This is a genomic window from Oerskovia flava (assembly GCF_026163685.1).
Taxonomy (GTDB): Bacteria; Actinomycetota; Actinomycetes; order Actinomycetales; family Cellulomonadaceae; genus Oerskovia_A; species Oerskovia_A flava.
The window spans coordinates 44,327-65,372 of sequence record NZ_JAOXSR010000010.1 but is presented as its reverse complement, the minus strand read 5'-3'; the positions used below and the strand labels follow the sequence as shown (position 1 = coordinate 65,372).

General features: G+C 72.4%; 18 protein-coding genes and 2 tRNA genes. 12 read left to right on the top strand and 8 right to left on the bottom strand.

The window, feature by feature from the left end:
• Nucleotides 1–5: 5 nt before the first annotated feature.
• On the bottom strand, nucleotides 6–2,555 hold the full coding sequence (pepN, locus tag OHL10_RS15365) for an aminopeptidase N (protein WP_265523105.1): 2,550 nt from the start codon (nucleotides 2,553–2,555) through the stop codon (nucleotides 6–8).
• A 173-nt stretch (nucleotides 2,556–2,728) separates the two neighbouring features.
• Between pepN and OHL10_RS15360 the strand changes: the two genes are divergently transcribed.
• The 3 genes from OHL10_RS15360 (at nucleotide 2,729) to OHL10_RS15350 (ending at nucleotide 5,140) form a co-directional block, all read left to right on the top strand.
• Entirely contained in the window at nucleotides 2,729–3,382 is a 654-nt protein-coding gene (locus OHL10_RS15360) for a mycothiol-dependent nitroreductase Rv2466c family protein (RefSeq protein ID WP_425499022.1), read from the top strand.
• Nucleotides 3,383–3,406: 24 nt separating this feature from the next.
• Nucleotides 3,407–3,874 carry a pyridoxamine 5'-phosphate oxidase family protein gene (locus tag OHL10_RS15355; protein ID WP_265523104.1) on the top strand — a complete coding sequence of 156 codons (468 nt, stop codon included), beginning with the start codon at nucleotides 3,407–3,409 and terminating at the stop codon, nucleotides 3,872–3,874.
• Nucleotides 3,875–4,012: 138 nt separating this feature from the next.
• Nucleotides 4,013–5,140, top strand: coding sequence for a hypothetical protein (locus OHL10_RS15350; RefSeq protein ID WP_265523103.1), 1,128 nt, complete (start codon nucleotides 4,013–4,015; stop codon nucleotides 5,138–5,140).
• An 87-nt stretch (nucleotides 5,141–5,227) separates the two neighbouring features.
• Here the strand turns inward: OHL10_RS15350 and OHL10_RS15345 are convergent, their stop codons facing one another.
• A complete protein-coding gene (locus OHL10_RS15345; RefSeq protein WP_265523102.1) occupies nucleotides 5,228–7,252 on the bottom strand; it encodes a M13 family metallopeptidase in 2,025 nt (674 codons plus the stop codon).
• A 66-nt stretch (nucleotides 7,253–7,318) separates the two neighbouring features.
• On the opposite strand from OHL10_RS15345, the gene OHL10_RS15340 reads away from it, so the two are divergent.
• Nucleotides 7,319–7,780, top strand: coding sequence for a ribose-5-phosphate isomerase (locus OHL10_RS15340; protein ID WP_265523101.1), 462 nt, complete (start codon nucleotides 7,319–7,321; stop codon nucleotides 7,778–7,780).
• Nucleotides 7,781–7,794: 14 nt separating this feature from the next.
• Complete coding sequence (locus tag OHL10_RS15335; protein WP_265523100.1) at nucleotides 7,795–8,790, top strand: Fpg/Nei family DNA glycosylase; 996 nt, start codon at nucleotides 7,795–7,797, stop codon at nucleotides 8,788–8,790.
• Between the two features lie 18 nt (nucleotides 8,791–8,808).
• On the opposite strand, the gene OHL10_RS15330 is transcribed toward OHL10_RS15335, so the two are convergent.
• The gene (locus tag OHL10_RS15330) at nucleotides 8,809–10,203 is read right to left on the bottom strand and encodes a GNAT family N-acetyltransferase (protein ID WP_265523099.1); all 1,395 of its coding nucleotides are present in this window, start codon (nucleotides 10,201–10,203) and stop codon (nucleotides 8,809–8,811) included.
• 70 nt (nucleotides 10,204–10,273) lie between these two features.
• Between OHL10_RS15330 and OHL10_RS15325 the strand changes: the two genes are divergently transcribed.
• Nucleotides 10,274–10,627, top strand: coding sequence for an MGMT family protein (locus OHL10_RS15325; protein ID WP_265523098.1), 354 nt, complete (start codon nucleotides 10,274–10,276; stop codon nucleotides 10,625–10,627).
• Nucleotides 10,628–10,660: 33 nt separating this feature from the next.
• Here OHL10_RS15325 and OHL10_RS15320 read toward each other — a convergent pair whose 3' ends face one another.
• From OHL10_RS15320 to OHL10_RS15305, 4 genes are all read right to left on the bottom strand, one after another.
• The gene (locus tag OHL10_RS15320) at nucleotides 10,661–11,698 is read right to left on the bottom strand and encodes an LLM class F420-dependent oxidoreductase (RefSeq protein ID WP_265523097.1); all 1,038 of its coding nucleotides are present in this window, start codon (nucleotides 11,696–11,698) and stop codon (nucleotides 10,661–10,663) included.
• Nucleotides 11,699–11,811: 113 nt separating this feature from the next.
• Complete coding sequence (epsC, locus tag OHL10_RS15315; protein ID WP_265523218.1) at nucleotides 11,812–12,387, bottom strand: serine O-acetyltransferase EpsC; 576 nt, start codon at nucleotides 12,385–12,387, stop codon at nucleotides 11,812–11,814.
• Nucleotides 12,388–12,442: 55 nt separating this feature from the next.
• Nucleotides 12,443–13,378, bottom strand: a complete 936-nt coding sequence (gene cysK, locus OHL10_RS15310; protein ID WP_265523096.1) for a cysteine synthase A — start codon at nucleotides 13,376–13,378, stop codon at nucleotides 12,443–12,445.
• A gap of 395 nt (nucleotides 13,379–13,773) precedes the next feature.
• Nucleotides 13,774–13,847 (bottom strand) — tRNA-Gly (locus OHL10_RS15305).
• Nucleotides 13,848–13,994: 147 nt separating this feature from the next.
• Here OHL10_RS15305 and OHL10_RS15300 point away from each other — a divergent pair.
• The 5 genes from OHL10_RS15300 (at nucleotide 13,995) to clpX (ending at nucleotide 18,738) form a co-directional block, all read left to right on the top strand.
• Nucleotides 13,995–14,068 (top strand) — tRNA-Pro (locus tag OHL10_RS15300).
• Nucleotides 14,069–14,278: 210 nt separating this feature from the next.
• Entirely contained in the window at nucleotides 14,279–15,646 is a 1,368-nt protein-coding gene (gene tig / locus OHL10_RS15295) for a trigger factor (RefSeq protein ID WP_265523095.1), read from the top strand.
• Between the two features lie 257 nt (nucleotides 15,647–15,903).
• Nucleotides 15,904–16,551, top strand: coding sequence for an ATP-dependent Clp protease proteolytic subunit (locus tag OHL10_RS15290; RefSeq protein WP_265523094.1), 648 nt, complete (start codon nucleotides 15,904–15,906; stop codon nucleotides 16,549–16,551).
• A 53-nt stretch (nucleotides 16,552–16,604) separates the two neighbouring features.
• Nucleotides 16,605–17,309, top strand: a complete 705-nt coding sequence (locus tag OHL10_RS15285) for an ATP-dependent Clp protease proteolytic subunit (RefSeq protein ID WP_322645574.1) — start codon at nucleotides 16,605–16,607, stop codon at nucleotides 17,307–17,309.
• A 151-nt stretch (nucleotides 17,310–17,460) separates the two neighbouring features.
• Nucleotides 17,461–18,738, top strand: a complete 1,278-nt coding sequence (clpX, locus tag OHL10_RS15280; protein ID WP_265523093.1) for an ATP-dependent Clp protease ATP-binding subunit ClpX — start codon at nucleotides 17,461–17,463, stop codon at nucleotides 18,736–18,738.
• 4 nt (nucleotides 18,739–18,742) lie between these two features.
• Here clpX and OHL10_RS15275 read toward each other — a convergent pair whose 3' ends face one another.
• A complete protein-coding gene (locus OHL10_RS15275) occupies nucleotides 18,743–20,557 on the bottom strand; it encodes an AMP-dependent synthetase/ligase (protein ID WP_265523092.1) in 1,815 nt (604 codons plus the stop codon).
• A gap of 126 nt (nucleotides 20,558–20,683) precedes the next feature.
• On the opposite strand from OHL10_RS15275, the gene OHL10_RS15270 reads away from it, so the two are divergent.
• Nucleotides 20,684–21,016, top strand: coding sequence for a chorismate mutase (locus tag OHL10_RS15270; RefSeq protein ID WP_265523091.1), 333 nt, complete (start codon nucleotides 20,684–20,686; stop codon nucleotides 21,014–21,016).
• Nucleotides 21,017–21,046: the final 30 nt, after the last annotated feature.

Sequence of the window (21,046 nt, the reverse complement as noted above, 5' to 3'; positions counted from 1 at the left end):
GGTGGTCAGGCGTCGGCGGTCTGGGCCGCCAGGGCGCGCTCGACGCCGGCGAGGTTCTCCACGACGAGCCGGCGCAGCGCCGGTGCGGCGTCGGGCGTCGCGTCGAGCCACGCCCGCGTCGCGTCCCGCAGCTCGACGTTCGCCAGGGGCGCCGGGTACAGACCCACGACCAGCGTCTCGGCGATGTGATAGCTGCGCTCGGCCCAGATCCGCGTCAGCGCGTCGAAGTAGCGCCCGACGAGCGGAGCCAGCACCTGGGGGTCGTTGACGTGCTGGAACCCCAGGGTCGTGGCGCGCACGATCGCGTTCGGCGCCTCGGCCGAGGTGACCAGCGACTCGAACGCCGCGACCTTGCCCTCCGTCGTGGGCACGGTCGCGCGGGCGCGCGCTGCGGACTGCTGACCGCTCGCGGTGTTGTCCTCGGCGAGGGCGGCGTCCACCTCGCCGACGTCGGCGCGCCCGAGGAGGACCAGCCCTTCGAGGAGCTCCCATCGCAGGTCGGTGTCGATCTCCAGGCCGTCCAGCCGCACCTCGCCGTCCAGCAGACCCCGCAGGGACGCGGCGTGCGCGGGCGTCGAGGCCAGGTGGGCGAAGAACTTCACGAACTGGAACTGCGCGTCGGAGCCGGCCTGCGCGCCCTGCGCGAGCCGCCAGAGGTCGTCGCCGACCGTCGCGAGGGTCGCCGCCTGCTGGGCCGGGGCGACGTAGGTCTTCGCGGCGAGGGCGAGCTGGTTGAGCGTGGTGCGGATCGTCGTCGACTCGCTCTCGCGGGCGATGTTGCCCAGCACGAGCCGGACGTACGCGCTCGCCGGGGTCTCCCCGTCACGCGTGGCGTCCCACACGGAGCCCCACACGAGGGAGCGTGCCAGCGGGTCGGTGATGTCGTCGAGGTGCTCGACGGCGACCTGCAGCGACGCCTCGTCCAGCCGGATCTTCGCGTAGGCGAGGTCGTCGTCGTTGAGGAGCACGAGCTGCGGGCGGTCGAGCCCGGTGAGGTCCGGCACCTCGGTGCGCGGGCCGTCGACGTCGATCTCGACGCGGCGTGTGCGCACGAGCGCGCCGTCCTGCAGGTCGTAGAAGCCGATCGCCAGGCGGTGGGGACGGATGGTCGGGTAGTCGGCGGGCGCCTCCTGGAGCACGGCGAACGACACGATGCGGCGGTGCGCGTCGAGCTCGATCTCGGGCCGCAGCGTGTTGACGCCCGCGGTCTCCAGCCACAGGCCTGACCACGCGGACAGGTCGCGCCCGCTGGTCGCCTCGAGCTCGACGAGCAGGTCGCGCAGCTCGGTGTTGCCCCAGGCGTGCTTGCGGAAGTAGGCCGCGACGCCCGCGAGGAACTGCTCCGGGCCGACCCACGCGACGAGCTGCTTGAGCACCGAGGCGCCCTTGGCGTACGTGATGCCGTCGAAGTTGACCTGGACGTCCTCGAGGTCGTTGATCGTCGCGACGATCGGGTGCGTCGAGGGCAGCTGGTCCTGGCGGTAGGCCCAGGCCTTCTCCATGGCGGCGAACGTCGTCCACGCCTCGCGCCACTCGGTCGCCTCGGCGGTCGCGAGCGTCGAGGCGTACTCGGCGAACGACTCGTTGAGCCACAGGTCGTTCCACCACCGCATGGTGACGAGGTCGCCGAACCACATGTGCGCGAGCTCGTGGAGGATGGTCACGACGCGGCGCTCCTTGACGGCGTCGGTCACCTTCGAGCGGAACACGTACGTCTCGGTGAACGTCACGCACCCGGCGTTCTCCATCGCCCCGGCGTTGAACTCGGGCACGAAGAGCTGGTCGTACTTCTCGAACGGGTACGGGACCTCGAACTTCTCCTCGTAGAAGGCGAAGCCCTCGCGTGTCTTGTCGAAGACGTAGTCCGCGTCCAGGTGCTCGGCGAGCGACCGGCGCGCGAAGACGCCCAGCGGGACGACGCGGCCGTCCGAGCTGGTCAGCTCGCTGCGCTCGACGACGTACGGGCCGGCGACGATCGCGGTGATGTACGACGAGATGCGCGGCGTGGGGGAGAACGTCCAGGTGGCCGTCGCGTCGCCCGACCCGGCGGGCACCGGCTCGGGGGTCGGCTGGTTGCTCACGACCTGCCACGCGGAGGGGGCCGTCACGGTGAACTGGAACGTCGCCTTGAGGTCGGGCTGCTCGAACACCGCGAACACCCGGCGGGAGTCGGGGACCTCGAACTGGGTGTAGAGGTAGACCTCGCCGTCGACGGGGTCCACGAAACGGTGCAGGCCCTCGCCGGAGTTCGTGTACGCGCAGTCGGCGACGACGACGAGCTCGTTCTCGCCCTCGAGGCCCTCCAGCCGGATGCGCGAGTCCGCGACGACGGTGGCGGGGTCGAGCAGGCGGCCGTTGAGGACGACCTCGTGCACCGTCGGCGCGACGAGGTCGATGAAGGTGCTCGCCCCGGGCGTGGCGGAGAACCGCACGACGCTCCGTGAGGAGAACGTGGTGGGCCCGGTCGTCAGGTCGAGGGCGACCTCGTAGGACTGGACGCTGACGACGCCCGCTCGCTCGGTCGCTTCGGCGCGGGTGAGGTTCTCTCCGGGCACAGCATTTCCTCCATCGGTGTCGGTGGCGCGGGGGTCGGCCGATCGGGTGGCCGGGCGCGACCAGGGACGATCATCCCACGCGCCGGGCCCGACGGGACGTCCACGTGGAATGCCTGGGCCGTCCAGACGGTTGACGCGGTCACCTGTTCCCGAACCCCGAGGAGACCTTGCTCGTGAGCCTTGCGACGACGTCGGACACCCTGACCGCCGAGCGACCGGACGCCCCCGTGCGGACCGCCGACTTCTGGTTCGACCCGCTGTGCCCCTGGGCGTGGATGACCAGCCGGTGGATGGGGGAGGTGGAGCAGGTCCGGGACATCGAGGTGCGCTGGCACGTCATGAGCCTGTCGGTCCTCAACGAGGGCCGTGACCTCCCGGCCGCCTATCGCGCGTCGATGGACGACGGCTGGGGTCCCGTGCGCGTGATCGTCGCCGCCCAGGCCGAGCACGGCGACCACGTCGTCAAGCCGCTCTACGACGCCATGGGCGAGCGGTTCCACCCGGGCGGACGCACCGACCGCGCCGCGGTCGTCGCCGAGGCGCTCGCGGAGGTCGGCCTGCCGGCGGAGCTCGCGCGGTACGCGAGCACCGACGAGTACGACGAGCAGCTGCGCGCCTCGCACGCCGAGGGCATCGGCCGGGTCGGCGAGGACGTCGGCACCCCGGTCGTCGCGTTCGGCGACGTCGCGTTCTTCGGGCCGGTCGTCACGCCGGCACCCCGTGGCGAGGCTGCCGGCCGCCTCTGGGACGGTTGTGTCCTCGTCGCCAGCACCCCGGGATTCTTCGAGATCAAGCGCACCCGGACCCAGGGCCCCGTCTTCGACTGAGCGCACGGGTGAGACCATCGGTGCATGGACCGCTGGACCGAGCTCTTCCGTGACGCCCCCGACCTCGCGGCGCAGGCGCGCGCCCGCCTGACCGCGGGGGTGCGGCACGTGGTGGCGACCCGCACCCTCATCGGGTCGCCCCGCGTGAGCGGGGCCGACGTCGTGTGGGTGGGTGGTGCGCTCTATCTCACCGCACCGGCGTCGTCGGGCAAGGCGGCTGACCTGCGCCGCGACGGACGGTTCCAGCTCCACGCGAACCCCGGCGGTACCGGCGACCGCGAGGACGTGACGATCAGCGGCACGGCGCGCGAGCTGGCCGCGGACCACCCCGTGCGCGAGGAGGTCGCCGCCGGTCTCGCGTCGGCGCGAGCACCGGAGCAGGCGTCTGCGCCGATCGCCACGGTCTTCCTCCTCGAGCCCGCCCGCGCCGAGCTGGTCCGCCGGTCCGACGGTGCGCTGCAGGTGGAGAGCTGGCCGACCGCGGGCGTGTGATCGCCGCCACTGTGACCGCCGCCGGTCGGACACAGGTTCGACCGCTCGGCCGTCTGCGTGGGATGCTGCCGTGGTCGTGGGCCCCGCCCGCGCCGAACGGCCGGTCGACGCCCGGCCCCGATCGCCCGAGGAGTCGTCATGTCCGGCAACGCCCCTGTGCCCCCACCGCCGCCACCCGGTGCTGCGTCCGGGCGAGCAGACGGTCACGGGGCGCCCACGCAGGTCCCGTCCTCACCGCCCGCGGGCACCCCGGCCTTCCGGCCTACCGTCGAGCCGGCGGCGTACCACCCGCCCCCCGGTGGCGCGCCGCCGACCTTCCGCCCCGGCGGCACGTCGGTGCAGGGAGGACCGCCCGCCGACGCGACCCAGGTCCAGCCGACCTACCGTCCGAGCGAGCAGGCGACCCAGGCGCAGCCCACGTACCAGACCGGCTACCAGCCGACCTATCAGCCGGACCACCAGGCGCCCCCGGTGCAGCCCGCGCCGCCGTCGCGGCAGCCCGCGTTCCAGCCGACGCAGGCACAGGCTCCGGCCCCGCCGCGCGAGCCGGCGTACCCGCACACGCAGCCCGCCTACTCCGGGGGAGGCGGATCGGGATACGGCGGTGCGCCGACGCAGGTCGCCCCGACGCCGGCGCACCCCGCACCGGTGACCCCAGGCCACGGTACTGGCGCGCCCCGAGGCGAGGGCGGTGCCCCGGGTGCGCCGTCGCGCCGCGCGCAGCCGTCCCGGGACCGCCTGGGGCCGGGCTGGATCGCCTTCATCGTCCTTGACGCGATCCTCGTCGTCGTGGCGATCGTCATGCTCGTCTCCGCGCTGAGCGGGTCCGGTGGCGACCTCTCGGAGACCGACGACGAACCGGCGGCGACCTCGGCGCCGAACGAGTCGCCGGCGGAGGAGCCCGCGGCCGAGCCGACGACGGTCGAGACGTTCGCCTCGCCGTCGGGGAACATCACGTGCGAGCTCACCGACGTCTCGGCGACGTGCTCGATCGCCGAGCTGGCGAACCAGCCCGCACCGGTCGACGGCTGCGACGGCACCGTCGGCTACCGGGTGACCGTGGCCGGGGACGTCGTCGACGTCCCGTGCGTCCCGGCGGGCGAGCAGCCGGGACCGGCGTCCGGCGACCTGCCGCTGCTCGACTACGGCGAGGAGCGGTCGGTCGGGGACTACACGTGCGCGAGCGCGGAGACGGGCATGCGCTGCACCAACGACGAGTCGGGCAAGGGGTTCAACCTCGCCCGCGCGGGCGCGCAGACCTTCTGATCCCCGCGTCCTGACCCTCGCGCCCGGGCAGGGGTCCGGCGTCGTGCACCCGCTGCACGACGCCGGACCGCGGGCAGGACTGCCCCGTCACCAGATGCGGACGCGCTCCGCCGGGTCGAGGTACAGCGCGTCGCCGGGACGGACGTCGTACGCCTCGTAGAACTCGTCCACGTTGCGCACCACGCCGTTGCAGCGGAACTCGTTGGGGGAGTGCGGGTCCGTCGCGATGCGGCGGGCCACCTCCTCGTCGCGCCCCTTCGACTGCCACACCTGGGCCCACCCGAGCAGCACGCGCTCGACGCCGGTCAGGCCGTCGACGACGGGCGCGTCGGCGAGCGGGGTGCCGAGCGAGAGCCGGTAGGCCTTCAGCGCGATCGAGAGCCCGCCGAGGTCGCCGATGTTCTCCCCGATGGTGAGAGCGCCGTTGACGGTCGGGCCGTCCTCGCCGAACTGCGCGGGCCGGAACGTGTCGTACTGGGCGATGAGGGCCCGGGTGCGCTTCTCGAACTCCGTGCGGTCGCTGGCGGTCCACCAGTCCTCGAGGCGGCCGGCGCCGTCGTACTTGGAACCCTGGTCGTCGAAGCCGTGCCCGATCTCGTGCCCGATCACGGCACCGATCCCGCCGTAGTTCACGGCGTCCTCCGCCTCGGGGTCGAAGAACGGCGGCTGGAGGATCGCGGCGGGGAAGACGATCTCGTTCATGCCCGGGTTGTAGTAGGCGTTGACGGTCTGGGGCGTCATGTGCCACTCGTCGCGGTCGATGGGCCGGCCGATCTTCGCGAGCTCACGGTCCTGCTCGAACGCGTGCGCGCGCCGGACGTTGCCCAGCAGGTCGTCGGGCTCCACGACGAGCGCCCCGTAGTCGCGCCACCTCGCCGGGTAGCCGATCTTCGGTGTGAAGGCCTCGAGCTTGGCGAGGGCCTTGGCCTTGGTCTCCTCGGTCATCCAGTCGAGCCCCGTGATCGACTCGCGGTAGGCGGCGACGAGGAACGCGACGAGCTCCTCCATGCGCTCCTTGTGGGACGGCGGGAAGTGCCGCGCGACGTACACCTCGCCGACGGCCTCGCCGAGCGCGCCCTCGACGAGCGCCACCCCGCGCTTCCATCGCTCGCGGACCTCCTGCGCGCCCGAGAGGGTGCGGCCGTAGAAGTCGAAGTTCGCCTCGACGACCTCGTCCGACAGGTAGGGGGCGCGCGCGGAGACGACGTGGTAGACGAGCCAGAGCTTCCAGTCGTCGAGCGGCTCGCTGCGCCACAGCGCGGCGAAGCCCTCGGCGAAGTCGGGCTCGCGCACGACGAGGTCCGTGAACGCACCCTCTGGTGCCCCGAGCGCGAGCACCCAGGCCCGCCAGTCGAACCCGGGCGCGCTCGCGGCGAGGTCGGCGAGCGTCGTCGGGTTGTAGGTGAGCTCGGCGTCGCGGTCACGGACCACGTCCCAGTGGTGGGCGGCGAGCTTGGTCTCGAGCGCGAGGATCCGCTGCGCGGCCTCCTGGGCGTCGACGCCTGCGAACTCGACCGCGCCGTCGACGAGGGTGAGCATGCGCGCCACGTGCGCGACGTACTTCTCGCGGACCGGGGCGTACTGGTCCTCGCGGTAGTACGCCTCGTCGGGCAGGCCGAGGCCGCCCTGGTAGAGGTGCACGACGTACTTCTCAGGGTCCTTCGCGTCGTTGTCCACCCAGAACCCGGTGGCGCCGGCCCCGCCGGTGCGCTGCAGTGCGCCGAGCGCTCCCGTCAGCTCGGCCTGGCTCGACGCGGCCTCGACCAGGGCCAGGTCGGTGCGCAGCGGGTCGGTGCCGAGCGCCTCGATGGAGCCCGTGTCCATAAAGCTGGCGTACAGCGCGCCGATCTTCGCCTGGACGCCGGTGGCCTCGCCCGCGGTGACGGCGTTGGCGGTGTCCTCGATGATCTCGCGCACGTGCACCTCGGACTGGTCCCGCAGGGCGTGGAACGATCCGTCCATGGCCCGGTCGGCGGGGATCTCGTGGCGGTCGATCCACCGGCCGTTGACGTACCGGTAGAGATCGTCCTGGGGGCGGGTCTCGGGGTCGAGCTCCGCGAGCTCGATCCCGGACCGCGACGCGGTCGCTGACAGGGAGGGGGTGTGTGTCATGCATCTCAGGTTAGGCCAGGCGGACGGGTGGGCACCGCCCGACCGGCGTGCGGCATGATGTGGTCCATGCGCGTTCACATTGCTGCCGACCACGCCGGGTACGAGCTCAAGGTCCACCTCGTCGAGCACCTGAGGGCGGCGGGCCACGACGTCGTGGACCACGGTGCGCACGAGTACGACGCCCAGGACGACTACCCGGCGTTCTGCCTCGCCGCGGGCGAGGGCGTCGTCGCCGACCCGGGGTCCCTCGGTGTCGTGATCGGCGGCTCGGGCAACGGCGAGGCCATCGCCGCGAACAAGGTCGACGGGGTGCGTGCAGCGCTCGTGTGGAACCTCGCGACCGCGACCCTCGGACGCCAGCACAACGACGCCAACGTCATCTCGATCGGCGCGCGGCAGCACCCGGTCGACGAGGCGGTCGCGTTCGTCGACGCGTTCCTCGCCGAGCCGTTCAGCGGCGACGCCCGCCACCAGCGGCGGATCGACCAGCTCGCGGACTACGAGGCGGCCCGCGCGGCCCGCGCCTGACCCGACGCTCCAGCATGCCGGAGGGTCACACCGTCCACCGCCTCGCCCGCACGTTCGGCGACCTGTTCGGGTCGCGGACGCTGCAGGTGACGAGCCCGCAGGGACGTTTCGCGGCGGGCGCCGCGCTGATCGACGGCCGCGTGCTCGTCGACAGCCAGGCGTACGGCAAGCAGCTCTTCCTCGGTCTCGCGGACGGCACCCGCCCGTCGGACGTGCTCTGGCTCCGGGTCCACCTGGGGCTCTACGGGGCCTGGACCTTCGACGGTGACGGCAGCACCGCCGTCGTGCACGCGATCGGGGCGCCGCGCCGGCGCGTGGGGGAGCGGGAGACGGCCCCCGCCGGCCCGGCGGGCGCCGTGCACGCCGACGGGTCCTGGACGGCCCCCGCCCCGCGCGGCGCGGTCCGCGTGCGGCTGCTCGCGGAGCACGCGGTCGCGGACCTCACCGGCCCGACGGCGTGCGAGGTCGTCACGGCGGCGGAGAAGGACGCCGTCGTGGCGCGGCTCGGACCTGACCCGATCCGCGACGACCACACCGGCGACCCCGGCGCGGAGGTCGCCGCACGGGTCCGGCGCTCGCGCACGACGGTCGGTCAGCTGCTGATGCAGCAGGAGGTCCTCGCGGGCGTCGGCAACATCTACCGCGCCGAGGTGCTCTTCCGTGCCGGGCTCGACCCGCTGCGGCCCGGCCGGGACGTCCCGGCAGAGGTGCTGCGGAAGGTCTGGGACGACCTGGTCGTCCTCATGCGCGACGGCGCGGCGACCGGTGCGATCGTCACCACCCGGCCGCAGGACCGCGGTGCGTCCGGGACGCCGGGCGCCTCGGCGCCCGCGGACCCACGGCGCCGGGTGCGGCAGAACACCGACGACCGGCCCGGCGCCGTGGACGCCGACGACGCGTTCTACGTCTACCACCGCGACGGGCGACCCTGCCGGGTCTGCGGCACGCCCGTGCTCGTCAAGGAGCTCGGCGGCCGGTCGCTCTACTGGTGCGGCGTCTGCCAGGTCTGAGCCCGACCGGGCGCGTCGTCAGAAGACCCAGCTGCAGACCGGCGCGACGGGCCAGGAGAACGCCGCCGCCGCGTGCGCGAGCGCGCCGGGGCGGTGCTCCGTGACGAGACCCGCGGCCGCCAGCGACGTGAGCGACACCCCGCCCAGGTACGCCGAGCCGAGCTCGCGCACGTCCAGGCTGAGGTCCGCGGCGTCGTCGGTCCGCTCGCTCCGCGCCGGTCCGAACCCCTCGGCGCGCACCCGCCAGTGACCCGCGTTCTGCGCGACGCGCGCGTCCGTCACGTGCAGGACGACGTCCACGTCCGCGGCGTAGCGACGCCCCGCGAGCGCGGCCGGCACGTCCACCACCCGCACCCACACGTTGTCGGCGACGCGCGGGGCCGCGGCCCGCGGGTCCACGAGGAGGTGCGTGACGACGTCGTCCACGGGCAGGACGAAGGGCTCGACCTCGCTCGTCAGGTCGAGGTCCGTCAGCACCCCCCACAGCGCACGGGCCGCCGCGGCGTCCAGCGCCACGACCTCGCCCGTGCTCACGGTGCCGCGCGGCCCGGTCTGCTCCCAGGTGGTCTTGCGCCGGAACGTCGCGTACCCGCGGGGCTCCCCGTCGCGCTCCACGACGACGATCCGCCGGGACTCGCGCCCGCCCCGGAACGCGACGGGATCCGACCAGAAGGCCGCCTGGAGCTCGGGCGTCTCGCGCGTGGCCCAGCCGGGGCGGTTGACCGGGCACCCGTCGGCCGTGGCCACGTGGGCCCCGGTTCCGGCGGCGACGTGCAGGGCGGCGACGAGCTCGCCGTGGCGTTCCCGGTCCGCCTTCTCGATCCGGACGGTGTGCGCGTCGGCGCCGGGCACGTCACGCAACGCCGCGCCGCGCGGGATCGTCAGGCGCAGGTCGTTCGCCGCCTGGCCGTAGCCGAAGCGGCCGTAGATCGCGGCCTCGGCCGCGAAGAGCGCGGAGACCGGCTCGCCGAGCTCCCGGCAGCGGGCGAGGTGCTCGTCGATCATGGCCGTGAGCAGACCCTTGCGACGGTGCTGGGGGTGCACACCGACCCACGTCAGACCGGCGACCGGCAGCGTCCCGCCCGGGACGGGGAAGCGGGAGAACGGGTAGGAGGCGTGCATCGCCGCGAGCTCCGTGGTGACCGGGAGCGCGCCGTCGACCGGGACGGCGCGGTCGTCCTCGTGGTCGGCCACGACCCCGAACGTCCGCGACCACGTGAGCGGCGACGGCGACTTGTGCGCCTCGTCGACCTCGACGGACGACGGGAACGCCCACATGTCGAGGTCGAGGACCTCGCGGTACCGTTCCGCGGAGAGCGGCACGGACCGGTAGCCGGCCGGCAGGGGCCTCGCGCCCTCCCCGGCGGGGGCTGACGCGGTACGGGCGGGGGCGGTGGGCTCAGCAGGGGACATGGGTCGATCCTCGCGCGCCCCGGACCCGGGCGCCAGGACAATACGCCCCGCGCGCCGGTAGGTTGCGGGCGTGAGCAGCGCGCATCCCGACCAGGCCCGTGCCTACGACGCCGCCGTGCACGACCTCGTCGCGCGCATCCCCGCGGGGCGGGCGATGACCTACGGGCTGGTGGCGGAGATCGTCGCGGAGACCCTGCACCGCGGCGGTCCGCGTCAGGTGGGCCAGGTCCTCGCGCGCGGGACCGGGGACCTGCCGTGGTGGCGCGTGGTCAACGCCGCCGGGGCGCCCCCCGCGCAGCACGCCGAGCGCGCCCTCGCGCGGCTGCGCGCCGAGGGGTGCCCGTTGCGCGCGGACGGGCTGCGGGTGGACCTGCGCCGAGCCGTGTGGTTCCCGGAGCAGGACGGGCCGCCCGGCAGGACCTGACCCCGGCCTGGGCTGCCTGCACCGGCGCCTGCGCTACCCGGCGAGCGCGCCGGCCAGGGTGCGCACGGCCGTGGCGTCCCCCTGCACGAGCAGGGTGGTCACCGCGGTGTCCCGCCACGCCTGCACGTCGCGGCCGATCTTGTCGGCCGGGCCGACGAGGGCGATGTCCTCGACGAGCGCCGTCGGGACGGCCGCGGCGGCGTCGGCCTTGCGGCCCGCGAGGTAGTGCGCCTGGATCTCGTCGCACGCGTCGGCGTAGCCCAGCCGGTCGAGGGCGTCGCGGTGGAAGTTCGCGCCCTTGGCGCCCATCCCGCCCACGTAGAGCGCGATGAAGGGGCGGACCTGGTCCGCGGCCTGCTCCACGTCGTCGTGCACCACGACGGGGACGGTGGCCGAGACCTCGAAGCGGTCCACGGGGGAGCGCTCCGCCGAGCGGCGCGCGAAGCCCTCGTCGAGCAGCGCGCGGAACTGCGCGTCCATGCGGGGGGAGTAGAAGAGCGGGAGCCAGCCGTCGGCGATCTCGGCGGCGAGCGCCACGTTCTTCGGGCCCTCGGCGGCGAGGTGGATGGGCAGGTCCGCCCGCAGCGGGTGCACGGTGGAGCGCAGGGCCTTGCCGAGCCCCGTCGTCCCCTCGCCGGTGCGGGGGAGCTGGTAGAACGCGCCGTCGTAGGTCACGGGGCGCTCGCGGGCGAGGACCTCGCGCACGATGTCGACGTACTCGCGGGTGCGGGCGAGCGGGCGGGGGTAGGGCTGGCCGTACCAGCCCTCGACCACCTGGGGTCCCGAGGCGCCGAGCCCCAGGACCGCGCGTCCGCCCGAGAGGTGGTCGAGGGTGAGGGCCGCCATGGCGGTCGCGGTGGGAGTGCGGGCCGACATCTGCGCGACGGCGGTGCCGAGCCGGATGCTCGACGTGCGCGACCCCCACCAGGCGAGCGGGGTGAAGGCGTCCGAGCCGTACGCCTCCGCGGTCCACACGGAGTCGATGCCGAGGCGGTCGGCGGCGACGATCGCGTCGGCGATACCGGGTGGTGGGCCGGCGGACCAGTAGCCGGTGTGGATGCCGATGCGCATGGTGCTCCTCGTCGTCGAGGGGGAGCGGCGCCCGGGTCGGGTGCACCGCAGCAGTACCCGGTACGCGGAGTTCCGGATACTGCCGAGGCCCAGCCTACCCGGGCGCCCGCGGATCAGATCACGTACTCGATGAGCTCCGACGGGTCCTCGAGCGTCGTGCGCTCGGTCGGTGGCGCCTTCGGGAACCGGACCGTGGCGGGGACGCCCACGGCGACCGCGCCCGGCGGGACGTCCTTGACGACCACGGCGTTCGCGCCGACCTGCACGTCGTCGCCGATCCACACCGGCCCGAGGATCTTCGCGCCCGCGCCGACGACGACCCGGTCGCCGAGCGTGGGGTGCCGCTTGCCGCGCTTCATCGACCGGCCACCGAGGGTCGAGGTGTGGAACAGCACGACGTCGTCCCCGACGACCGCGGTCTCCCCGACGACGACGCCCATGCCGTGGTCGATGAACAGGCGCCGGCCGATGCGGGCGCCCGGGTGGATCTCCACGCCGGTGAACGCCCGCGCCGCCTGCGAGAGCAGGCGGGCCGGCAGGCGCAGGACCGGCTCGCGCCACATGCGGTGCGCGAGCCGGTACGCCCACACGGCGTGCAGGCCCGGGTACGCGAGGGCCACCTCGAGGCGGCTGCGCGCTGCCGGGTCGCGCAGGCGCGCCGCCTCGAGGTCCTCGGCGAGGACGCGCAGGAACCGCCGGACCCGTGAGGAGGTCCGGAGCGGGGGTGCTACGCGCTCGGTCACGTCAGTCCAGGAGGTCCGCGTAGAGGATGGAGGACAGGTAGCGCTCCCCGAACGACGGGATGATCGTCACGATGAGCTTGCCCGCGTTCTCCGGGCGCTGCGCGAGCTGGAGGGCCGCGTAGATGGCCGCACCGGACGAGATCCCCACGAGGAGGCCCTCCTCCTTCGCCGCACGGCGGGCGTACTCGACGGCGGTCTCGGCGTTGACGTCGATGACCTCGTCGTAGACCTCGGTGTCGAGGATCTCCGGGACGAAGTTGGCGCCGATCCCCTGGATCTTGTGCGGGCCGGGGGCGCCGCCGTTGAGGATCGCCGACTCCTCGGGCTCGACCGCGACGATCTGGATACCCGGCTTGCGCTCCTTGAGCACCTGGCCGACTCCCGTGATCGTCCCGCCCGTGCCGATGCCGGCGACGACGATGTCGACCTCGCCGTCGGTGTCCGCCCAGATCTCCTCGGCCGTCGTGGCGCGGTGGATGGCGGGGTTGGCCTCGTTGGCGAACTGGCGGGCGAGGATCGCGCCCTCGCGCTCGGCGACGACCTCGTCGGCCTTGTTCACGGCGCCCTTCATGCCCTCGGAGCCCGGCGTGAGGATGAGCTCGGCTCCGAACGCGCGCAGGAGGGCCCGGCGCTCCTTGGACATGGTCTCCGGCATGGTCAGCACGACGTCGTAGCCGCGCGCCGCCCCGACCATGGCCAGCGCGATGCCGGTGTTGCCGGAGGTCGCCTCGACGATGGTGCCGCCGGGAGCGAGGTCACCCGACGCCTCGGCGGCGTCGATGATCGCCACGCCGATACGGTCCTTGACCGAGTTCGCCGGGTTGTAGAACTCCAGCTTGCCGACGACCGTGGCGCCGGACCCCTCGGTGAGCTTGTTGAGGCGCACCAGGGGGGTGTTGCCGACCAGCTTCGTGACGTCGTCGTAGATGCGTGCCATGACTTCCTCTTCGTGTTGTCGGCCGGGGCCGAGGTGGGATGCGCTGCACTGGGTGGAGCGTCGGGGTGCACTGCCCGCAGGACGGCGGAGCTCGTGCAGGAGGGGGTGGCCGGGCGGTACGCGGCGGGGGTGTCGCTCGCCGGGGCGTGCCGTGAGCACGCCGGGGTCGACTAGCGGCAGCAGCGACAGCGGCTGGGGCGGCGACAGGGACAACAGGAGGTGCGGCAGGCGCCACGGCAGAACGTACGAGTGCTGCTCGCGTCCATGCCTCGCTCCTCCTGGTCCGGCGACCGGGGTCCACCCGCGATGCGCAGGGGTGCTCCGGTGCTGGGTGGAGCGTATCGGCCGTCCGGGCGGCCTCGCAACGCTGTCTCACCGGTGGTGTCGAGCGGAGGTGGAGCGGATGACGGGAATCGAACCCGCGTAATCAGTTTGGAAGACTGAGGCTCTACCATTGAGCTACATCCGCGCAGGGCCGTGCCGTGCACCGCCTGCGGCCGTCACCCTAGCAAACTTCCCGCCCGCTGCCGCCCGAGGTGCCGGGCGCGGGCGGTGCGGCCGGCCTCCGATCGGCCAGTACACTTGCGGCGGAGCGCGCCCGGCACGTCGGGCGCCGCGGGGTGTGGCGCAGGTTGGTAGCGCGTCCGCTTTGGGAGCGGAAGGTCGCAGGTTCAAATCCTGTCACCCCGACATTTTTCGTGTTCTCGGCTGTCGAGGACCTTCCGGGGCGAGGTGCGCGCGGGCGGCCCGCTCCGACGGGCGACGGTGCCCGCTGAGGAGTGGCGTACGATTGATGGGTTGCCCGTACGCCTGTGGAGCCGCTTTCCCTGGCCCTGCGGCGGGCGCGCAGTTCGTCCCGCCGCACGCCGGCCACCCCCGACTCAGTTGGAGATCATCGAAGTGAAGAGCGCCGTCGAGACCCTGGACCCTACCAAGGTCAAGTTGACCGTCGAGGTGGAGTACGACGAGCTCAAGCCGAGCATCGACCACGCCTACAAGCACATCGCGGAGCAGGTGAACATCCCCGGCTTCCGCAAGGGGAAGGTCCCCCCGCGCATCATCGACCAGCGGGTCGGTCGGGGCGCCGTCCTCGAGCACGCCGTCAACGACGGCCTCTCCGGCTTCTACCGCCAGGCCGTGAACGAGTCCGGCATCCGCCCCCTCGGGCAGCCCGAGGTCGAGGTGACCGAGGTCCCGCTCGAGGCAGAGGGTTCCCTGCACTTCACGGCCGAGGTTGAGGTCCGTCCCGAGATCGAGATCCCGGCGCTCGACGGCATCTCGCTGACCGTCGAGGCCGCCGAGGTCTCCGAGGAGGACGTCACCGAGCGTCTCGACGCCCTGCGGGAGCGCTTCGGCACCCTGGTCGGCGTCGACCGCCCGGCCGCCGAGGGCGACTTCGTCGTCATCGACCTCAAGGCGCTCATCGGCGAGGAGGAGATCGACTCGGTCTCCGGCGTCAGCTACCAGATCGGCTCGGGCAACATGCTCGAGGGCCTCGACGAGGCCCTCACAGGCCTGTCGGCCGACGAGACGACCACCTTCACCGCCCCGCTCGCCGGTGGTGACCACGAGGGCAAGGACGCCGAGGTCACGGTCACGGCGACGTCGGTCAAGCAGCGCGACCTGCCCGAGGCCGACGACGAGTTCGCCCAGCTCGCGTCCGAGTTCGACACGATCGCCGAGCTGCTCGAGGACCTGCGCACGCAGGTCGCCGAGGGCAAGACGTCCGACCAGGCCGTCGCCGCGCGCGACGAGCTCGTCAAGCACCTCTCCGAGGCCGTCGAGATCCCGGTCCCGGCCGGCGTCGTCGCGGCCGAGGTCCAGCGCCACCTCGAGAGCGAGAACCGGCTCGAGGACGACGAGCACCGTGCCGAGGTCGAGATCGAGGCCACCACCGCGATCAAGAACCAGATCCTTCTCGACACCCTTGCCGAGCAGCTCGAGATCAAGGTCGCGCAGAACGAGCTCCTCGACTACCTGGTGAACGCGTCGCGCCAGTACGGGATGGACCCCAACCAGTTCATCCAGTCCCTCGACCAGGGCGGCCAGATCCCGGCCATGGTCGGTGAGGTCGCGCGCTCCAAGTCGATCGCCGTGGCGCTGCGCCAGGTCGAGGTCAAGGACTCGGCGGGCAACGCCGTGGACCTGTCCGAGTTCATCGGCTCGGACGCCGACGACGAGGCCGCTGCGGCCGACGCCGACGAGACCGTCGACGCGGCGGATGCCGCCGAGCCGGCAGCGGACGCGCAGGAGTCGGCCAAGGCCTGATCTCCTCGACCACGGCGTCGGCCCTCACCTCGCTTCGAGGTGGGGGCCGACGTCGTCCCGGCAGGACGCTGCGGGCGGCGCGTGCGGTGCGCTCGGGGTGCGTGCCTGCGCCGTCAGCGAAAAGCCGTGGGGTCGGGACGATTCCGCGCACCCGTGCACGTTAGGGTCACTGCAGCGACGACGGCGCCGAGGGCGTCAGGGAGTCGGGCCCCGGGACGGTGAGTCCCGGGAGCACGTACGAGGGAGCGACGAAGGAGATGGACGTGAACGAGCACTTCTTGCCCGCAGGGACGGCAGGTCCGACAGCACGAGCCGAGGGTGCCGGTCTGGCCCTGAACGACTCCATCTACAACCGGCTCCTCAAGGAGCGGATCATCTGGCTCGGCTCCGAGGTGCGCGACGAGAACGCGAACGCCATCTGCGCGCAGATGATGCTGCTCGCGGCGGAGGACCCCGAGAAGGACATCTGGCTCTACATCAACTCGCCGGGTGGTTCGATCACCGCGGGCATGGCGATCTACGACACCATGCAGTACATCCAGCCGGACGTCGCCACCATCGCGATGGGCATGGCGGCGTCGATGGGGCAGTTCCTGCTCTCCTCCGGCACCAAGGGCAAGCGCTACGCGACGCCGCACGCCCGCGTCATGATGCACCAGCCCTCGGGCGGCATCGGGGGCACCGCGACGGACGTGCGCATCAACGCCCAGCTCATCATGCACATGAAGAAGGTCCTCTCCGAGCTGACGGCGGAGCAGACCGGCCAGCCCTACGAGAAGATCCTCAAGGACAACGACCGCGACAGCTGGTTCACGGCCCCCGAGGCGCTCGAGTACGGCTTCATCGACCACGTCGTCACGAACGCCTCGTCGGTGACCGGCGGCGGCGGCACCACGGCCTCCTGACGGACGCCACCGCACCCGTCGTAGCGTTCGACCATCACCCGAGGAGAGACCCCGTGAGCATCGAGTCCCAGTACATCTCCACCGCGCAGCGGCTCGCCGGTGGACCCGGCGCCGGCATCGCGCTGCCGCACGGCGCGCCGTCGTCGCGGTACGTCCTGCCGCAGTTCGAGGAGCGGACGGCGTACGGCTTCAAGCGCCAGGACCCCTACACCAAGCTGTTCGAGGACCGCATCATCTTCCTGGGCGTCCAGGTCGACGACGCGTCCGCGGACGACGTCATGGCCCAGCTCCTGGTGCTCGAGAGCCAGGACACCGACCGCGACATCATCCTCTACATCAACTCGCCCGGCGGGTCGTTCACGGCCATGACGGCGCTCTACGACACGATGCAGTACGTCAAGCCGCAGATCCAGACGGTCTGCCTCGGGCAGGCCGCCTCGGCCGCCGCCGTGCTGCTGGCCGCCGGTCAGCCGGGCAAGCGTCTCGCCCTGCCGAACGCGCGTGTGCTCATCCACCAGCCCGCGATGGAGGGTGGTGGCTACGCCCAGGCGTCGGACATCGAGATCCACGCGAACGAGCTCATCCGCATGCGCGAGTGGCTCGAGGACACCCTCGCGCTGCACTCGGGCAAGCCGGTCGAGGAGGTTCGCCAGGACATCGAGCGCGACAAGATCCTCACCGCCGCGCAGGCGAAGGACTACGGGCTGGTCGACGTCGTCCTGGAGAGCCGCAAGCTGGCTTCCCAGAACAAGCCCTGACCGGCACCTTCCTCCGAGATTCCCTCAGACCCACCGGGGCGCCCACCTGACAACGGCGCCCCGGTGGTGTCCAATGGGGGGAAGACGTTCAGCGGATGGCCCCCTCGGGTACTGTCGGCCCTCGTAGAGGGTCGAGGCAAGGAGACGCGTAGTGGCTCGGATCGGTGACGGTGCTGACCTGCTGAAGTGCTCGTTCTGCGGGAAGTCGCAGAAGCAGGTCAAGAAGCTCATTGCAGGACCCGGCGTGTACATCTGCGACGAGTGCATCGACCTGTGCAACGAGATCATCGAGGAAGAGCTGTCCGAGGCAGCTGAGCTCGGCCTGGTCGAACTGCCCAAGCCACGCGAGATCTTCGACTTCCTCGAGCAGTACATCATCGGCCAGGACGCCGCGAAGAGGGCGCTCGCGGTCGCGGTGTACAACCACTACAAGCGGATCCAGGCGGGGGAGACGGCGAGGCCGTCGGCGGACGACCCGCAGCAGATCGAGATCGCGAAGTCCAACATCCTGCTGATCGGCCCCACGGGCACCGGCAAGACCTACCTCGCGCAGACGTTGGCGAAGATGCTGAACGTCCCGTTCGCGATCGCGGACGCGACGGCCCTCACGGAGGCGGGCTACGTCGGCGAGGACGTCGAGAACATCCTTCTCAAGCTCATCCAGGCGGCCGACTTCGACGTCAAGAAGGCCGAGACGGGCATCATCTACATCGACGAGGTCGACAAGGTGGCCCGCAAGGCGGAGAACCCGTCGATCACCCGGGACGTCTCGGGCGAGGGTGTCCAGCAGGCGCTGCTGAAGATCATCGAGGGCACCACCGCCTCGGTGCCGCCCCAGGGCGGCCGCAAGCACCCGCACCAGGAGTTCATCCAGATCGACACGACGAACGTCCTGTTCATCGTGGCCGGCGCGTTCGCCGGGCTCGACGAGATCGTCGCGGCACGCGCCCGCAAGCGAGGTGTGGGCTTCGGTGCGCCGATGGAGTCGACGGTCAACGAGGACCTCTTCGCCGAGGTCCGGCCGGAGGACCTGCAGAAGTACGGCCTGATCCCCGAGTTCATCGGCCGTCTGCCCGTCATCGCGTCGGTCGCGCAGCTCGACCGGGACGCGCTGGTCCGCATCCTCACGGAACCCCGCAACGCGCTCGTCAAGCAGTATCAGCGGATGTTCCAGATCGACGGCGTCGAGCTCGAGTTCGCCGACGACGCGATCGGGGCGATCGCCGAGCAGGCGCTGCTGCGCGGCACGGGCGCCCGCGGCCTGCGCGCCATCATGGAGGAGGTCCTCCAGCAGGTGATGTTCGACATCCCGAGCCGTGACGACGTCGAGCGGGTCGTCATCACGCGCGACGTCGTCCTCGACAACGTCAACCCGACCCTCGTCCCCCGCAGCGCGATCAAGCGCACGCCGCGGGAGAAGAGCGCCTGACCCGTCAGGCGTCGGACGTGACCGGGGCGCCGTAGAGGTCGTCGACGGCACCGGCGAAGTCGCGCAGCACGAGCGCGCGCTTGACCTTGAGCGACGGCGTCAGGTACCCGTTCGACTCGGTGAAGTCCGTGTCCAGCACGGAGATCTTGCGGATCGACTCCGCCCGCGACACCGCGCCGTTGGCGCGCTCGACCGCGCCGTCGAGCGCCTGGAGCACGGCCGGGTGCACGGCTGCCGCCCGCACGTCCATCGCGGGGAGCCCGTGCGTCGAGAGCCAGCCGGGGAGCATCTCCGCGTCGAGGGTGACGAGCGCGCCGATGAACGGGCGCTGGTCACCGACCACGACGACCTGGCTCACCACGGGATGGGCGCGCAGCCGGTCCTCGAGCACGGCCGGGGCGACGTTCTTGCCGCCGGCGGTCACGATGATCTCCTTCTTTCGCCCGGTGATGCGCAGGTAGCCGTCGTCGTCCAGGGTAGCGAGGTCCCCCGTGCGGAACCAGCCGTCGACCAGGACCTCCGCGGTCAGCTCGGGCTGGCCGTGGTACCCGCGGAAGACGTGGTCGCCCGCGACGAGCAGCTCGCCGTCGGTGTCGAGGCGCAGCCGGGTGCCCGGGAACGGGGGGCCGACGGTCCCGATCTTCGTCAGGCCGGGCCGGTTGACCGACGTCGGTGCGGTGGTCTCGGTGAGCCCGTAGCCCTCGAGGATGCGCAGGCCCACGCCGCGGAAGAAGTGCCCGAGCCGTTCGCCGAGGGGCGCGCCGCCCGAGATGGAGTAGGCGAGCCGCCCGCCCATGGCCTCGCGCAGCGTCGAGTAGACGAGGCGGTCCGCGACGGCGTGCTGGGCGCGCAGGGCGATCGAGGGTCGGCGCCCGTCCTCCTGGGCGCGGGAGCTGGCGATGGCGACGCGGGCGGCCCAGTGGAAGACACGCCTCTTCGCGCCCGTGCCCGCCCGCTGCTCTGCGGAGTTGTAGACCTTCTCGAACACGCGCGGCACCGCGAGCAGGAACGTCGGCCGGAACGACCCGAGGTCCGCGACGAGGTCCTTGACGTCCGCGCTGTGCGCGAGCACGGCGTCGGCCGTGACGCACACGACCTGGATGTAGCGGGCGAACACGTGGGCCAGCGGGAGGAACAGCAGGGTGCGGGCGGCCGGGGCGTTGATGATCTCGGCGAGCCCGGCGGACCCGTTGCGCGCGAGGTGGACGAAGTTGCGGTGCGTCAGCTCGACCCCCTTGGGGCGGCCGGTCGAGCCCGAGGTGTAGATGATCGTCGCGAGGTCGTCGGCCCTCGTCGCGGCCCGGCGACGTGCAACGGTCTCGGCCCCGACCGTCGGGTCCCTCCGCAGGGCGTCCACGTCGCCCTCGTCGATCACGAGGACCTCGCCCAGCTCCGGCAGGCGGTCGCGGACCTCGCGGACGGTCGCGGCGTGCTCGGCGGTCTCGACGATCGCGAGCCGGACGGCGGAGTCCGAGAGGATCCAGTGCACCTGCTCCGGCGAGGACGTCTCGTACACGGGCACGGGGACGGCGCCCGCAGCCCAGATCGCGAAGTCGAGCAGCGTCCACTCGTAGCGGGTCCGCGACATGATGGCGACCCGGTCGCCCGCAGCGATGCCGCGCGCGATCAGGCCGCGCGCGACGTCGACCACCTCGTCCTCGAAGTCCCGCGCCGACACCGGGGTCCACGGGGCTCCTGGCCGCTCGCGACGTTCGATCAGCGTCGCGTCCCCCGTGCGGGCGACGCGGTCCGTGAGCAGGGTGCTGATGCTGTCGGCGGCCGAGACCTCGACGAGGCTGGGCGACGCGTTCTCGGTCATGCTCGACTCTCCGGTGAGTAGTAGGACGGTGGACGACTGTACCCCGTACTCGCGGTCTCACCTTTCTCGGTGACGCCCGGTGGCGCCCGCTGACGCCCTACCCGGTTCGCGGCCTAGGATCGGGTCATGACGTCGCCGCACGAGCTGCCGCCCGAGATCCTCACGCTGCGCGACAGCATCGACAACATCGACGCGGCGCTGATGCACCTGCTCGCCGAGCGGTTCAAGTTCACGCGCAGGGTGGGCGAGCTGAAGGCGACCGGCGGACTGCCCGCCGCCGACCCGGACCGCGACCGGCAGCAGATCGCGCGGCTGACGGGGATCGCCGAGTCGGCGGGGCTCGACCCCGCGTTCGCCGAGGAGTTCCGCGAGTTCATCGTCAAGGAGGTCATCCGTCACCACCGGATGATCGCGCAGGCGCACGGCGAGCAGCCGCCGGTCCTCGACACGTACTCCTGACCTGCCGACCTCGGTCGTGGTGCCGTGCCG

Excerpts from the sequence above, each read along its gene's own strand:
- OHL10_RS15355 (WP_265523104.1), top strand. The coding sequence starts at position 3,407 with ATGGACCGCTGGACCGAGCTCTTCCGTGACGCCCCCGACCTCGCGGCG.
- OHL10_RS15350 (WP_265523103.1), top strand. The coding sequence starts at position 4,013 with ATGTCCGGCAACGCCCCTGTGCCCCCACCGCCGCCACCCGGTGCTGCG.
- OHL10_RS15345 (WP_265523102.1), bottom strand. The coding sequence starts at position 7,252 with ATGACACACACCCCCTCCCTGTCAGCGACCGCGTCGCGGTCCGGGATC.
- OHL10_RS15340 (WP_265523101.1), top strand. The coding sequence starts at position 7,319 with ATGCGCGTTCACATTGCTGCCGACCACGCCGGGTACGAGCTCAAGGTC.
- OHL10_RS15335 (WP_265523100.1), top strand. The coding sequence starts at position 7,795 with ATGCCGGAGGGTCACACCGTCCACCGCCTCGCCCGCACGTTCGGCGAC.
- OHL10_RS15330 (WP_265523099.1), bottom strand. The coding sequence starts at position 10,203 with ATGTCCCCTGCTGAGCCCACCGCCCCCGCCCGTACCGCGTCAGCCCCC.
- OHL10_RS15320 (WP_265523097.1), bottom strand. The coding sequence starts at position 11,698 with ATGCGCATCGGCATCCACACCGGCTACTGGTCCGCCGGCCCACCACCC.
- cysK (WP_265523096.1), bottom strand. The coding sequence starts at position 13,378 with ATGGCACGCATCTACGACGACGTCACGAAGCTGGTCGGCAACACCCCC.
- OHL10_RS15290 (WP_265523094.1), top strand. The coding sequence starts at position 15,904 with ATGGACGTGAACGAGCACTTCTTGCCCGCAGGGACGGCAGGTCCGACA.
- OHL10_RS15275 (WP_265523092.1), bottom strand. The coding sequence starts at position 20,557 with ATGACCGAGAACGCGTCGCCCAGCCTCGTCGAGGTCTCGGCCGCCGAC.
- OHL10_RS15270 (WP_265523091.1), top strand. The coding sequence starts at position 20,684 with ATGACGTCGCCGCACGAGCTGCCGCCCGAGATCCTCACGCTGCGCGAC.